Annotated in this window: 14 protein-coding genes, 1 tRNA gene and 1 pseudogene; 10 read left to right on the top strand and 6 right to left on the bottom strand. The window is 64.2% G+C overall.

What is annotated here, in order from left to right:
• Window positions 1-15: 15 nt before the first annotated feature.
• Genes H587_RS0106605 through H587_RS0106590 form a run of 4 tightly spaced genes read right to left on the bottom strand, consistent with a single transcriptional unit; the run spans window position 16 to window position 3,713 of the window.
• The gene (locus H587_RS0106605; protein ID WP_027175592.1) at window positions 16-1,962 is read right to left on the bottom strand and encodes a penicillin-binding transpeptidase domain-containing protein; all 1,947 of its coding nucleotides are present in this window, start codon (window positions 1,960-1,962) and stop codon (window positions 16-18) included.
• Between the two features lie 11 nt (window positions 1,963-1,973).
• A complete protein-coding gene (locus H587_RS0106600) occupies window positions 1,974-2,276 on the bottom strand; it encodes a hypothetical protein (protein ID WP_027175591.1) in 303 nt (100 codons plus the stop codon).
• Entirely contained in the window at window positions 2,273-3,286 is a 1,014-nt protein-coding gene (gene rsmH / locus H587_RS17580) for a 16S rRNA (cytosine(1402)-N(4))-methyltransferase RsmH (protein ID WP_051202506.1), read from the bottom strand. The genes H587_RS0106600 and rsmH overlap by 4 nt, the downstream gene beginning before the upstream one ends.
• A complete protein-coding gene (locus tag H587_RS0106590) occupies window positions 3,261-3,713 on the bottom strand; it encodes a division/cell wall cluster transcriptional repressor MraZ (protein WP_027175590.1) in 453 nt (150 codons plus the stop codon). Before H587_RS0106590 ends, rsmH begins: the two co-directional genes overlap by 26 nt.
• A gap of 258 nt (window positions 3,714-3,971) precedes the next feature.
• Here H587_RS0106590 and pyk point away from each other — a divergent pair, with 258 nt between their 5' ends.
• The gene (gene pyk / locus H587_RS0106585) at window positions 3,972-5,387 is read left to right on the top strand and encodes a pyruvate kinase (protein ID WP_027175589.1); all 1,416 of its coding nucleotides are present in this window, start codon (window positions 3,972-3,974) and stop codon (window positions 5,385-5,387) included.
• 7 nt (window positions 5,388-5,394) lie between these two features.
• Window positions 5,395-6,414 (top strand): HD-GYP domain-containing protein, encoded by a 1,020-nt coding sequence (locus tag H587_RS0106580; RefSeq protein WP_027175588.1) that lies wholly within the window; start codon window positions 5,395-5,397, stop codon window positions 6,412-6,414.
• Between the two features lie 75 nt (window positions 6,415-6,489).
• On the opposite strand, the gene H587_RS0106575 is transcribed toward H587_RS0106580, so the two are convergent.
• The gene (locus H587_RS0106575) at window positions 6,490-6,975 is read right to left on the bottom strand and encodes a CBS domain-containing protein (protein ID WP_027175587.1); all 486 of its coding nucleotides are present in this window, start codon (window positions 6,973-6,975) and stop codon (window positions 6,490-6,492) included.
• A gap of 153 nt (window positions 6,976-7,128) precedes the next feature.
• Between H587_RS0106575 and H587_RS17575 the strand changes: the two genes are divergently transcribed.
• Window positions 7,129-7,920, top strand: a complete 792-nt coding sequence (locus H587_RS17575; RefSeq protein WP_051202505.1) for a DUF3108 domain-containing protein — start codon at window positions 7,129-7,131, stop codon at window positions 7,918-7,920.
• 51 nt (window positions 7,921-7,971) lie between these two features.
• Here the strand turns inward: H587_RS17575 and purM are convergent, their stop codons facing one another.
• Window positions 7,972-9,036: a phosphoribosylformylglycinamidine cyclo-ligase gene (gene purM / locus H587_RS0106565; protein WP_027175586.1), complete on the bottom strand. Its 1,065-nt coding sequence runs from the start codon at window positions 9,034-9,036 to the stop codon at window positions 7,972-7,974.
• Between the two features lie 180 nt (window positions 9,037-9,216).
• Here purM and H587_RS0106560 point away from each other — a divergent pair, with 180 nt between their 5' ends.
• From H587_RS0106560 to H587_RS0106535, 7 genes and pseudogenes are all read left to right on the top strand, one after another.
• Window positions 9,217-9,498, top strand: a complete 282-nt coding sequence (locus H587_RS0106560) for a hypothetical protein (protein WP_027175585.1) — start codon at window positions 9,217-9,219, stop codon at window positions 9,496-9,498.
• A gap of 67 nt (window positions 9,499-9,565) precedes the next feature.
• Window positions 9,566-10,582, top strand: coding sequence for an AmmeMemoRadiSam system radical SAM enzyme (gene amrS / locus H587_RS0106555; protein WP_027175584.1), 1,017 nt, complete (start codon window positions 9,566-9,568; stop codon window positions 10,580-10,582).
• Window positions 10,583-10,629: 47 nt separating this feature from the next.
• A tRNA-Pro gene (locus H587_RS0106550) sits at window positions 10,630-10,706 on the top strand.
• Between the two features lie 338 nt (window positions 10,707-11,044).
• Complete coding sequence (locus H587_RS21375) at window positions 11,045-11,320, top strand: helix-turn-helix transcriptional regulator (RefSeq protein WP_084630486.1); 276 nt, start codon at window positions 11,045-11,047, stop codon at window positions 11,318-11,320.
• A 132-nt stretch (window positions 11,321-11,452) separates the two neighbouring features.
• Window positions 11,453-11,878, top strand: a pseudogene (locus H587_RS21370) (relaxase/mobilization nuclease domain-containing protein); the annotation flags it as partial.
• A gap of 337 nt (window positions 11,879-12,215) precedes the next feature.
• Window positions 12,216-12,662, top strand: coding sequence for a hypothetical protein (locus H587_RS21050; protein ID WP_027175583.1), 447 nt, complete (start codon window positions 12,216-12,218; stop codon window positions 12,660-12,662).
• 901 nt (window positions 12,663-13,563) lie between these two features.
• The coding region (locus H587_RS0106535) for an IS3 family transposase (protein ID WP_034608794.1) at window positions 13,564-13,833 on the top strand (270 nt) is incomplete at its 3' end.

Below are 13,833 nucleotides of genomic sequence, written 5' to 3'. Positions count from 1 at the left end.
GCCTTGCGCCTGTTGCTAGGAGAGGATGAGAACAAAAACATCATCCTTGCCTTCCCTCCCTTCGGGCCAGGGTTCGCCCGCGGCGGGTTTCTGTCCACTGACGACCATGCCCCGGCCCTTGACGACCGGGACGATGCCCTTCTGCACCAAAAGCTCCACGGCCCGCCGCAGAGGCAGGCCGGAAAGGTCCGGGACCATTTCCCCCGGCGTGCGGGGCTGCCCGGCGGGCAGCACCTGGGCCGTCATGCTCGATGGGTCCGGGTCGGGCCGGGTCTCCTCGGCCTCCTCAGGCGCGTCAGGCAGCCTTCCATAGTAGGCCAGGGCCCGGGATGCAATGTCCTTGACGGCGGGCGCGGCGACCACGCCGCCGTAGGAGATGGTTTTGGGTTCGTCCACCAGGGCCAGGACCAGGAATTCCGGATTGTCGCCGGGGATCAGGCCCACGAAGGAGGACAGCCGCTCGTCGCTGTAGCCGCCCTTGCCCGCCTTCTGGGCCGTGCCGGTCTTGCCCGCGACGGGCACGCCCGGGATGCGGGCCTTTTTGCCCGTGCCGTCCATCTCCACCACCTCGCGCATCATGGACAGGACGGCCTGCGCGGCCTTCTCGTTCACCACCCGTCCCCCCGCTTCCGGGGCTTCCGGAGCCGGGTCCAGAACCAGGCGCAGGGGCTTGGCCTCGCCCATGTTGGCCAGGCAGAGATAGGCCTTGGCCATCTGCAGGGCCGTGACGCCGATGGCCTGGCCGAAGGAGATGGCCGCGAGGTCGATGTCCGACCAGGACTGCGCGGGGTGCAGGATGCCGCTGCCCCCGGAGAGGGCGGTCACGCCGGGACGGGAGCCGAAGCCGAAACGCAGCAGATAGTCGTAGAAACGCTGGGAGCCCAGGGCCTGACCCACCTTGGCCGCGCCGATGTTGCTGGAGTAGCGGATGATCTGGTTCACCGTGAGCCAGCGGTGGGGGTGGTCGTCGCGGATGATCTTGGAACGGATTTTCCACTTGCCGTTCTCGCAGTCGATGAGCTGCTCCGGGGTGACGACCTTCTCCTCCAGGGCGGCCGCCACCAGGAAGGGTTTCATGGTCGAGCCGGGTTCGACGACGTCCAGGGCGGCGCGGTTGCGGCGCACGGAGGCCGGGCTGCTGCGGCTGACGTTGGGATTGAAGAAGGGGTAGTTGGCCAGGGCCAGGATCTCGCCGCTCTTGACGTGAACCACGATGGCCATGCCGCTCTGGGCCTCGTACTTGCGCACGGCCTCGGCCAGGGCCTGCTCGGTGAGGTCCTGGATATGGGAGTCGATGCTCAGGCGTACGTCGCGGCCGTTGATGTCCATCTCCCGGCCCTGATCGTCCAGGTACAGGCGGCGGCCGGCGGCGTCGCGCTGGACCACGAGCTTGGCCTGCCCGGCGGCCAGGAGCTCCTCGAAGGTGGCCTCCACGCCTTCCAGCCCCTTGCCGTCCACATCCACGAAGCCGAGAATCTGGCCGCCCAGGTGGCCGTTGGGGTAGAGTCGGTTGTACTCCGTGGTCAGATGCACGCCGTCCAGATGGGCCTCGGCCACGGCCTTGGCCTGCACGTCGCTGATTTGGCGCTTGATCCAGACGAAGTTCTTGCGCGATCCGAGCTGCTTGCGCACCTCGGCTTCGGGGATGTCCAGGATTTCGCGCAGCTTGCGCGCAGCGGCGGCGGGCTGGGGCACGTCGATGGGCCGGGCGTAGACCGAGTGGGCCTCCACGCTGGTGGCGAGCACCGTGCCGTCTCGGGAGAGGATGCGCCCGCGCTGGCCGCGCTCGAACTCGGCGGCGTAGCTCTGGCGCGAGGCCAGGGCCTCCAACTGCGAGCCCCGGTAGAGCTGGAGATAGCCCGCGCGCACCCAGAGGGCCGTCAGGAGAACGACAAAGAGGCCGGCGACGGTCGCGAGCTTGAACTTGCTGAAGTCCCGGCCTTGCTTTTTTGTTCTCGCCATCTCTTAGGGCCTCAAGGGTTGGCCGTCCCGGCTTCCTCCGCCTGGTTCAGGCGGCGGATCTGCCCGGGACCGGCCGGTCCCAGTCCGAACTTGTCGGCCAGCCGCTTGAGCTGATAGGGAGCCATGAGGTTGTCCCGCTCCACTCCCAGCTTGTCGGCCAGCGTGCTCTTGTCGCTCAGCTCGTGTTCCATCTTCTTCAGCGTGTAGGCCAGGTCCACCCGCTCGATGTTCATCCAGACCGAGGCCAGCCCGAGGGCCAGGGCCAGGGCCAGGAGAGGGACCATGACCCAGAATCCTCCACGCGCGGCGCTCACGCGCGGCCCCCTTCCAGCGGCAGCCGTTCGGCCACCCGCAGCTTGGCGCTGCGGCTGCGGGGGTTGGCGTCCATCTCCCCCTGGCCCGGAACCTGCGGTTTCTTGGTCAGGATCTTCATGGTCGGCTTCCGGCCGCAGGTGCAGAGCGGCTGCCGGGGGGGGCAGACGCAGCCTTTTTCCTGACGGCGGAAAGCCTGTTTCACGATGCGGTCCTCCAGGGAGTGGAAGGCGATGACCGCCACGCGCGCCCCGGGCATGAGCCGCTCGGGGATGCGCTCCAGAAATTCGCTCAGTTCGTCCAGCTCGCGGTTCACGACCAGGCGCAGGGCCATGAAGGTCTTGGTGGCCGGATGGTTGCGGGCCTGGCGCCGACGGTCGGGGGGGTAGGCCCGGGACACGATCTCGGCCAGGCGGGCCGTGGAGACGATCTCTTCCTGCTCCCGTTCGCGCACGATGGCCCGCGCGATGCGCCCTGCCATGGGCTCCTCGCCGTATTCGCCTATGATCCTCCGCAACTCCTCGAATCCCGCCTTGTTCACCAGGACGCGCGCGGGCTTGAAGCCCGATCCCTGGTCCATGCGCATGTCCAGCGGCCCGTCGGCGATGAAGCTGAAGCCGCGCTCCGGGGTGTCCAACTGGAGCGAGGACACGCCGAGGTCGAGCACCGCGCCGTCGACGCGATCCCAGCCCAGGCGGTCGAGGGCCGCCTCGAAGCCGCTGAAGGACGTGTTCTCCAGATGCACTCTCCCGCCGAAGGGCTCCAGCCGCTTCGCGGCCATATCCATGGCCTGCCGGTCGCGGTCCAGGCCCAGGATCTCGGCCTCGCCGCCGGCCGCCCGCAAAATGCCCTCGCTGTGTCCGCCGAGGCCCAGGGTGCCGTCCAGGTAGCGACCTCCCGGCCTGGGGGCGAGCCACTGCACGGTCTCCCGCAAAAGAACCGTGACGTGCGCGCCCGACGCGCCTCCGTTGCAGGGTTCCGCCCCGTTAGAAGGGCAGAATGACGCCGGCATCGGACAACTCGTCGGAGACATCGCTGTAGTCCTGCTCCAGCAGGCTCTGATAGCTCTCCTCGCCCCAGATCTCGAAACGGTCGCCCACGCCCAGGAGGACGACCTCCTTGTTCAGCTTGCCGCTCTTGCGCAGGTGCGCGGGCAACTGCATGCGGCCCTGGGAGTCCACCTGGACCTCCTCGTAGCCGGAGTAGAGGATGCGCATGAAGTCCCGCAGCTGTCGGCTGGGGTTCTTGCTTTTCTTTTGCAGCTCGGCCTCGAGCTTGTCCCATTGCGCCGGGGTGATGCCGATGACGTGGCCCTCGAAGATGGTCAGCACGATTCTGCCGTCCTGGACTTCCGCGAAGATCTGGTCGCGGAACTCCGGCGGCAGGATGATGCGGCCCTTGGGGTCCAGGCTGCGGTGCGCGTGACCGCGGAACTTCATTCCGACTCCACCTTTCGGCACTTTTTCCCACGTTTTTTATACGTACTCCCACCCTTGTTCCAAACACAAGGGAATGTCAACCTGAAAAAGACATTTCCAACATGAAAAAATGAGGATATGACTCGCTTCCAGGGGTACCGGCCGGGAGCCGCGCCGGTGCCGGAAAGCAGGGCGATCGTGTGTTCGATGGTTTTATTTTTTTATTGATATAGACTGTACGGCGCGCCCGCTCCGCCGCGCCGCGAAAGGGACGGGACCATGCACACCAAGATCATCGCCACCCTGGGGCCGGCATCCTCGGAGGAGGACGCCGTTCAGTCCTTGGTGGACGCCGGCGCGCGCATCTTCCGGCTGAATTTCTCCCACGGCGGCAAGGAGGGCTTCATCCGGCTGGTGGACATCATCCGAGGGCTGGAACGCAAGCTGGGCGTGACCCTGTCCATCCTCCAGGATCTCTCCGGGCCCAAGATCCGCACCTGCGACATCGGCTTGGGCACCCTGGAGATCAGCCGGGGCGACGAGGTGCTCCTGGGCGTTCCGGGCCAGGAGGAGGGCCGGAGCGAACCGGTCATCTGTCTGGACCAGCCCGCGGTCATCAAGAGCCTCAAGGTCGGCGACATGGTGGCCCTTTCCGACGGGATGCTCCAATTCCACGTCACCGGCCGCGAGAACGACTTCCTGGTGCGCATGACCGCCGAGAACGCGGGCATAGCCCCGCCGCGCAAGGGCATCGCCTTTCCGGGCAAGACCACGCCCCTGGACGCCCTGACCTCCAAGGACAAGGTGGATCTGGCCCTGGGCCTGCAGATCGGCGTGGACGTGGTGGCCATGTCCTACGTCCAGAGTTCCGACGACATCTGCGCCCTCAAGGCCGAGATGCGCCAGCTCGGCAAGACCCTGCCGATCATCGCCAAGCTCGAACGCCGGGGCGCGATCCAGAATCTCCAGCGCATCCTGGAGGAGGCCGACGGGATCATGGTGGCCCGCGGCGACCTGGGCCTGGAATGCGAGCTTTCGGACATCCCGGCGATCCAGAAGCGGATCATCAACGCCTGCAACGCGGCGGGCAAGCCGGTCATCGTGGCCACCCAGATGCTCCTCTCCATGGTCAACAGCCCCCTGCCCACCCGGGCCGAGACCACGGACGTGGCCAACGCCATCCTGGACGGCGCGGACTGCATCATGCTCTCGGAGGAGACGGCCATCGGCAAGTATCCGGACAAGGCCGTGGCCTTCATGCGCAAGATCGCCCAGACCGCCGAGGAGTTCCACTTCGAATCCTCCTCTGGGCCCAAGGCCCCTGGCGACCAGGAGCATCCCGCGCGCTTCCTGGCCTACGCCGCCGCGCTCCTGGCCCAGAAGACCCGCTCCAAGGCCATCGTCTGCCACAGCACCTCCGGGGCCACGGCCCGCATCCTGGCCGCCTGCCGGCCCAAGCAGCCGGTCTACGCTCTCTCGCCGGACGCCCGAGTGCGCCACTTCACGAACCTCTCCTGGGGGGTGATCCCGGCCGCGCCGCCCGAGGGCGAGGACTCCCACCAGGACCGAACCGAACGGTTCGTCTGCGACTCCCCGGCCTTCGCCGCCGGGGATACGGTGGTGGTCACCGCCGGGCAGCCCCGGCGCAACCAGATCCAGACCCAGACCAACGTGGTGAAAATCTTCGAAAAGTGAGCGGAGCATGAGCGCCAAGCAGAAGATGGACGTGCCCGACGGGCTTTCCGAGGAGTTCTACCAGATCAACAAGGACATCCTGGGCAGTTTCAACAAATACCGTCCACCCCTGAACATCTTTCGCTTCAAGGAGGACGTGGCCCGGATCATGCCCTACTTCCAGGTGGGCGGCCGCCTCTCCAACGAACAGGTGGAGGAACTGGCCGGGCTCACGGACGAGGGGCTGGTCTTCGTCTCCCGCGCCGACCACGCGGTCTACGTCAAGCACATCAGCTACCAGCTCGACTTGGTGCTCATCGACAAGAACCTGCAGGAGAAGGAGATCGCGGACATCTTCCAGCAGGCCATGACCCGCCGCCTGGGCGAGTTCCTGGACCAGCCGGTTCCGGCCGTGTTCGCCAAGCTTTGGACCGACCTCATGGTCCTCACCGAGTACCTCTGGAACGACCCCAAGCGCATCCGCGCCCTGACCCGGCGTCTGCATCCCGAGCACTCCCTGCCCAACCACGCCTTCAACAGCGGGATCATGGGGTTGGCCCTGCACATCCGGCTCAACGCCAAGAACTTCGAAGAGGGCGGGATGAAGCGCAAGAGCTTCGACCATCTGGCCGCCGGGCTCTTCCTGCACGACATGGGCATGACCAAGATCCCGCCGTTCATCCGGGAGAAGCCCAAGCCCCTGCTGCCCGACGAGCGTTCCAAGGTTCTCCAGCATCCCATGCTGGGCTATGAGATGCTGGCCAAGCTGGATCTCAAGTTCCCGGAGGTCGAGGCCTGCGTCCTGGAGCACCATGAACGCCTCACCGGCACGGGCTACCCCCGCAAGATCGCGGGCGCGGCCCTGAGCCCGGCCGGGCGGCTGTGCGGCGTGGCCGACTCCTATTGCGCCATGACCGTCAAACGGCCCCACGCGGAGGCCATGGACCCGCTCAAGGCCGTGTCCGCCCTGTCCCAGGACGGAGGCTACGACCCGGAGATGACCAAGCACCTCCAGGCCATGGTCGTGACCCAGAACCAGAAGAAGTAGATCCGAGCCGAGCGGACGAAAAAAGGCGGTCGGGATTCCCGGCCGCCTTTTCGTTTCCTTGCCGCCCGTGGCGGATCAGAACGCCCGGACCATGTCCCTGGCGATCTCGCGGAACAGGTCTCCGGCATAGACGATGCCGATGACCCGGTCGCCTTCCTCGACCACGGCGTAGCCGCGTTTCTTGGCCAGGAACTTGTCCAGGACCGTGAGCAGGGCGTCGCCGGGCTTGAGCATGGCCACGTCGGTCTCCAGGTGCGCCTCCAGGCCGGTCTGGGTGCAGACCGTGCAGGCCCGGGCGAAGGTCTGGTCCCAGTCCGACTCCTCGATGTTCTTCAGCGCGTCGTCCTTGAGCACCGTGTTCTGCACGGCCTTGAGCACGTTCCAGATGGTGGTCACGCCCCGGAAGGCGCCGTTTTTCTTGAGCACCACCACGGTATGGTTCTCGGGGGATTCCTTCATGGCGGCCGTGAGGGCCCGGATGGCCTCGGCCAGGGTGTCGTCCTCGCGGATGGAGGGGAAGTCCTCCCGCATCATGTCCCATGCCCGCTTCCGTAACAGCATGTCGCGGTCTCCTTTGCTCGGTTTTCCGGTGGAAAAAGGAAGCCTCTTCCAGCGGGTTCGGTTCATTTTTAACGCGAGGCGGGCTTGTGGGCAAGTGTTTCGCCGCCGGGCGTCGATCTTGACATCCGGACCCTCTGACCACACCTTGTGCGAATGCGCGTTCCGGCCCGACTGCTTGCGTTCCTTCTGGGCCTGGCGCTCCTGGCCGCGGCCGTTCCGGCCCGCGCCGGACAGCGTCCGGGCTTTCCCTTCGCTCCCGGCGAACGCCTGACCTACGCCATCTCCTGGACCGTGGTTCCGGCGGGCACGGCCGTGCTGGAGGTTCTGCCCGTGGAGCGGCGTCCGGACGGGCCGGTGCTGCGCTTTCGCGGCCAGGCCCGGAGCAACTCCTTCGTGGACGCCTTCTACAAGGTGCGCACGACCATCGAGTCCGAGACCGACTACGACCTCACCCGGGCCCTGTCCTTCCATTCGGACCAGAACGAGGGCGGCTACCACAAGGACGCCCGGGTGGAGTTCAACTGGCTGCTTTCACGGGCCGTGCGCAGCATCCAGGGCGAGGTGCGCCACGAGCTGTTCATCTGGCCGCCCCAGGCCTTCGACCCGCTGTCCATGCTCTTTCACTTCCGCACCCGACCCCTGATCACGGGGATGGATTTCGAGGGTCCGGTGACGGACGGCAAGAAGTTCGTGCGCGGCATGGCCCGCATCGGGGGGATCGAGACCGTGCGCACCGAGGCCGGGGAGTTCCGTTGCTTCCGGGTGGAGCCGAATGTCGCCGAAGTGGGCGGGGTTTTCCGCAAGAGCCCGGGCGCCAAGCTCATCGTCTGGATTTCTGCCGACGAGCGCCGCCTGCCGGTGAAGGTCCGCAGCGAGGTGGCCGTGGGCCACTTCACGCTGGAGCTGACCCGCATCGAGAACGTTGGGCCGGGCTGGAACGAATGAGCCGCCGGAAGCGCGAACTCCCGGCGGCCCATGGAAAGACGCTGAGCGGTCTCAGCAGCTTTCGGCGGGGAAGCTGACGACCACCTGTTCCTGGCCGGACTTGGCCTTGACGATCTCGCCGATGACGTAAGCCTCCAGGTCCATGCCCTTGAGCCTGTTGCGCACGTCCTCCTCCACGTCCTTGCCCACGATGAGCATGTAGCCCACGCCGCAGTTGAAGGTCTGGAGCATGGTCGGCCAGTCCAGCCCCCCCTGCTCCTTGAGCCAGCGGAAGACCGGGGGCACGGGCCAGGAACCGAAGCTGAAGCTCGCGGCCACGCCCTTGGGCAGGACGCGCGGCACGTTGTCGTAGAAGCCGCCGCCGGTGATGTGCACCATGCCCTTGATGGTCAGGTCGCGCAGCAGGTTGAGCACCGGCTGGACATAGATCCGCGTGGGCTGGAGGAGCACCTCGGCCGCAGTCCGGGCTTCGTCGCCGGGGAAGGGGTCGGAGGGCTTCAGGCCGGAGGCGTCGAACACCTTGCGCGCCAGGGAGTAGCCGTTGGAATGCAGGCCGCTGGAGGCCAGACCCAGAATCCGGTCCCCAATGGTGATGGTCGAACCGTCCACGATGCGCCGGTCGTCCACGATGCCCACGCAGAAGCCCGAGAGGTCGTACTCCCCCTCGGCGTAGAAGCCCGGCATCTCGGCCGTCTCGCCGCCCAGCAGGGCGCAGCCGGATTGCTTGCAGCCGTCGGCGACGCCCGAGAGCACGCTCACGGCGCGCTCGGTGTCGAGTTTGCTCGTGGCGAAGTAGTCGAGGAAGAACAGCGGTTTGGCGCCCTGGACCAGGACGTCGTTGACGCTCATGGCCACGAGATCGATGCCGATGGTGTCGTGGCGGTCGAACTGGAAGGCCAGCTTGAGCTTGGTGCCCACGCCGTCGGTCCCGGCCACCAGCACGGGGTTCTCCACGTTGTTCAGGTCGAGCTTGAACAGGCCGCCGAAGCCGCCGATGTCCGTGACCACACCCTTGGTGAAGGTTCCGGCAACCATTTTCTTGATGCGCGAGATGAATTCGCCGGCGGCTTCGACATCCACTCCGGCGGCCTTGTAGGCGTCCGTACGCTTGGGCATGGGGGGGCGGTTCTCCTGTGTCTGTTGTCGGCAAAGCGCCTGTTCCAAAATATAAGTCCAGGCGACGCGGAGTTCAAGGCCTTTCCTCGCTTTCTCCCGGCGCGAAGCTTGCATGGTTCGAGAAAAAGAGGGACAGTGTTTCCCGTGAAGACGGGGTTCCGAACCCCGCGAGGAGCCGCCATGCGTTCATTCGTCGCCGTCCTTTGCCTGGTTCTGGCCGTCGCCTTTTCGACGCCCGCCGCCGCCGGAAAGTTTCCCAACAAGGACACGGCCAAGAACAGGCAGGACAACACCTTCGGCACCCGCAACGCCGACGAGGTCACGACCATCACGGAGAACGCCACCGACGGTCTGCGCATCGAGTCCGTGCCGCGCAGTCATCCCGAACGGGACTGGTACGAGAACATGGTCATCGGCGTGGACGTGGGGGTCAACGCCACGAATAAGGGGACTAGGCGCTGATTCCGCGTCTCGCCGTTGCTTTTCGCCGGGGCTGGGATACAATGGCGGCATACTCCGGAGGCGAACCATGCGCGAGGCCAGGCTGTGGGAAGCGCTGGGCGGCGGCAAGGTCCAGTGCCGCCTGTGCAACCATTTCTGCCGCATCGACGACGGTGATCGCGGCCGTTGCGGCGTGCGAGAGAACCAGGCCGGAACACTCCTGACCTTGGTCTACGACCGGGTGGCCGCGGCCAACCTGGACCCCGTTGAGAAGAAACCGCTCTACCATTTTCATCCAGGAACCCAGACCTTTTCCTTCGGCACGCCCGGCTGCAACTTTTCCTGCTCCTTCTGCCAGAACGCCTCGCTCTCCCAGCCGCCGCGCGGGGGGGGGCGCATAGCAGGGCATCCGGCGACCCCGGAATCGCTTCTGGCGGCGGCCTTGGAATGCGGGGCGGCCAGCATCTCCTACACCTACTCCGAGCCCACGGTCTTTTTCGAGCTGGTGCAGGACACCGCCCGGCTGGCCCGCGAGAGGGGCCTCAAGAACATCCTCGTGTCCAACGGCTTCATGTCCCGCTTTTGTCTCGACGAACTGGCGGGGCTGGTGGACGCGGCCAACATCGACCTGAAGGCCTTCACCGAGGAGTTCTACCGGGACCGCTGCGGTGGCAAGCTCGCGCCCGTGCTGGAGAACCTCAGCCGCATCCGGTCCCTGGGCTGGTGGCTGGAGGTCACGACCCTGCTCATCCCCGGACTCAACGACTCGGACGGGGAACTGCGGGACATCGCCGGGTTCATCGCCCGGGAGCTGGGCCCCGACACGCCCTGGCATGTGTCGCGCTTTCACCCGCAGTACAAGCTGCAGGATCTGCCGCCCACGCCCCTGGCCAGCCTGGAGCGCGCCGCGGCCGCCGGGAACGCGGCCGGTCTGCGCTACGTCTACGTGGGCAACGTGCCGGGCAATGAGCACGGGCACACCTTCTGCCCTGCCTGCGGCCAGGTGGTGATCCGCCGTCTCGGCTTCGCGGTCACCGGGCTGGAGGTCAAGGACGGGCGCTGCGCGCGTTGCGGCGAGGCCATCGCCGGGGTGGGCCTGGGCTGACGCGCCTTGCGGGCGGACGGCTTTTCACGTAAGCAACCGCCACCGGTCGGGGCGTGGCGCAGTCTGGCAGCGCGCCAGCTTTGGGAGCTGGTTGCCGGAGGTTCAAATCCTCTCGCCCCGACCAAGAAAGCATTGAAAAGCGGATGGTTAAATACCAATCCGCTTTTTCATTTTAGGCCTTCAGAAACGATTTTCCACCTTGACTGTCTCCGTATTGTCTCCGCTTTTTCCGCGCTGTTTCTTCCTCTTTCACTGATACCGTCTCCAAATTGTCTCCATACTCCTGTCGCGCTCCTCCGTCTGCGAAATCCGGCGAGGGGCATCTGCCCAGATGCGAAAACGGCATCCGCCGCTCGCGCGCTAGGTCGGCAAGAGAGTCCAAGTGATGAATCATGCGGATTTCAGTGGAGAGCGTCCGCCGCTAAGCAGAGGGAAACGACGTGAAGATGAGGTGAAACGCTCGTGGATAAGCTGCTGACGATAGAGGAACTGGCGGAACTCCTGCGAACCACTCCGCGAGGCATTCGCCTTCGGCGGCACCGTGGCCGGTCTTTGCCTCCCGCACTTCGCCTTGGTGGCAAGCTGTTATGGCGGGCCAGCGACATCTCCAATTGGCTTGATGCCGAGGCTGTCCGGCAGGGCATAAATGCCGGCGCTCCTTCTGCGCCGGAATCCGCCTCCCAATCGCCTCATCTTCGTAAGCCCGGTCGGCCAAGGAAAAACGGCGGGGCCTCCTGATTATGTGCGGCGCTGATCTCCATAGGGAATTCGTCGCTTCTTGCCTCGGTGTAAGGAGGGACGCATGTTTCCGTTGCACGGAAACCCGACCCCCGTCGCCCTGCGGGCTCGGCCGTCCGGCGTCCGGAAGGCATGACTGATGGCTCGGCCGAAGAAAAAAACCGCCTGGAACACATTGTCGGTGTCCGGATGAGCTCAAAGGACCATGCAGATGCCCAAGCGCGAGCTCAGGCCTGCGGCCTGCCGCTTTCTGTGTGGCTGCGGGCGGCTCGCCGTGACCTATCGAAACCGGTTTTGCACCGGACCTTGAGTCTGGCCCCGGGGGAGCGGTTGACGATGGAACAATGGTCCTGGGCCGCGATCCACTATATGGAACGCATGGGATATGGCTCTGTCCCTTGGTTTGCGGCCATCCATGAAGACGCTGGCTGCCAGCACCTGCACCTCTGCGCTCTGGCCATCGACCCCACGCGCCAAGACCGCTTCGGCCGACCGGCGCGTGTCTCTGACAGCAATGACTACGCCCGCTCAGCGCGGATTATCCAGGTGATCGAGCGGAAGCTGGGGCTGCGGTTAGGTGCCATGACTCCTGGTGAAGCCGCGCGTTTACCCCGGCGACAGTCGCCGAGTCGGCATGTGCAGCGCCTGGCTCGAACGGGCGAACCTCCTGAAAAAATCGTTCTCCAAGCGTGCATTGAGTCGGCGTTGCAGGCAGCCGTTGATTTCAATGATTTCAAAGCGCGTTTGGAGTTGACTGGTGTTGAGGTGAGAGAAAACTGGAAGGCCGGAGCGCTGAGAGGACTGAGCTTCGGGCTTGGCGGCTATCGGGCCAAAGGCTCTCAGCTTGGCAGAAGATATGCGGCCTTGGGCGTCATCAAAGAACTGGAGATACGGCATGAGCAACGAGACGGACACGGTTTCCAAGGTGGAGCGGCTGCGTCAGACCCAGCAGACAGAGGCGGCGAAGGCCATGGACCGGGCCGAGGGGGTGTTGGCCCTGTTGCACGAGATTCGGGATGCAGTGATTGCGGTCAATCCCAGGGAGCGAATGACCACGGGAGAGGCGATGACTCAGACCGAGATCCGGGAGGCGTTGAGCCAACTGGTTATTCAGCTTAAAGAAATACAAAAGTCCTTACCTCGAGCCAAGCTCTGGAGATGGTTGCTGGAGCGTTTGGAGGGTTTGCAGTCGATGCAAGAGGAAGCACGTCGCAGTGTGTATGCGTTGATTCCCATGATCATCCTGGCTGCCCTAGGGACGAGTCTCCTCACGGCATTCTTCACCGGCCAAATCACGCGGTCCATTCTCCGGGAGTTGCTTCTCAGTCTTTCCGGCCAATAAAGGAGCGAAGAGTGGGTGATGATCATAACCTGACTCCCTTTGAGGAACCGGGTAGCTACGTGCGAAAACAGAAGCAAAGACGGCTTTTGCCCTTGAATGAGGTCGGCTTTTTTATAAAAAGTTAATAAATACAATTTATTGACAAGATGCTGCGGGCGATGTTCGGAAGGATTTTCAAGATACTCTCATCGAGTTCATCCCCAGAGCAGGGCAAGTTGAAAGAGCACTTTGTCCCGGCGGGTTGCGCGGGATCGGCCCAATATGTCCCCCCGGATGCAAGCCCAAGAGCGCACGATGGGAAACTCTAGCCCCTTCTCATCGATGGAATTGCGTAGCTCATGTGCTTGGTGTTTTCACGTGCCGGAGCGGCAGGGCACTCCCCCTTGGGGCCACCACTGGACTCCAACGGGTATAATCGACTAGCATGATTGGCGGTACCGATGGATATGGTCAACAGGGTGAACTCCTGAAGCCGGAATCATGTTGAAGACTGAAGGAGTCCCGAGGCACGTGGACCATGACTTATAGCGAGAAAATCATTGGCCAGTTGATCAAAGATTACACTATGCATAGTCAACCCTGGTCTCCTATCGGTTGATAGGATGGTTGACAGCTATGTGAAGTAGGGCCTGCTATATTGTTATTGATGATTTTATTTCAAATATAGCGTAGTTTGCCGTTGAGTGGAGTTGACCTCATGCAGCACACAATCCTTATTCTTGATGATGAGAAGCGAATTTGTGAGACCCTCGCGGACTATCTCACAGACATGGGGCATCTTGTCTTCGCGTATGAGGATGGAGCTGCAGCCCTGGATGCACTGCGCGCGGAAGACAGAAGTGGGTTCGGAAAACTGGACCATGAGCTAAGGTGGACGTAAGAAGCCTGAAGGAGGCTTTTGATGTCCAAGCCGCGAAGAAAGTTTACCGCAGAATTCAAGACCCGAGTCGCCCTGGACGCCCTGTCCGGAGAACACACCCTGTCCGAGCTTGCCAGCAAGTACGGCGTGCATCCCAATCAGGTTTCCCAGTGGAAGCAGCAGGCCAAGGAGCAGATCGCGGTCGGCTTTGCGGGCAAGGCCCAAAAGGCCCAACAAAGCGACGAGGCGCGGATCAAAGAGCTTCACGCCAAGATTGGCCAACTCACTGTGGAGAAGGATTTTTTGCAGCAA

The organism is Desulfovibrio aminophilus DSM 12254 (genome assembly GCF_000422565.1).
Lineage (GTDB): Bacteria > Desulfobacterota > Desulfovibrionia > Desulfovibrionales > Desulfovibrionaceae > Aminidesulfovibrio > Aminidesulfovibrio aminophilus.
Note: the sequence above shows the minus strand (reverse complement) of the source record. Positions and strands in the feature narration are given on the sequence as shown.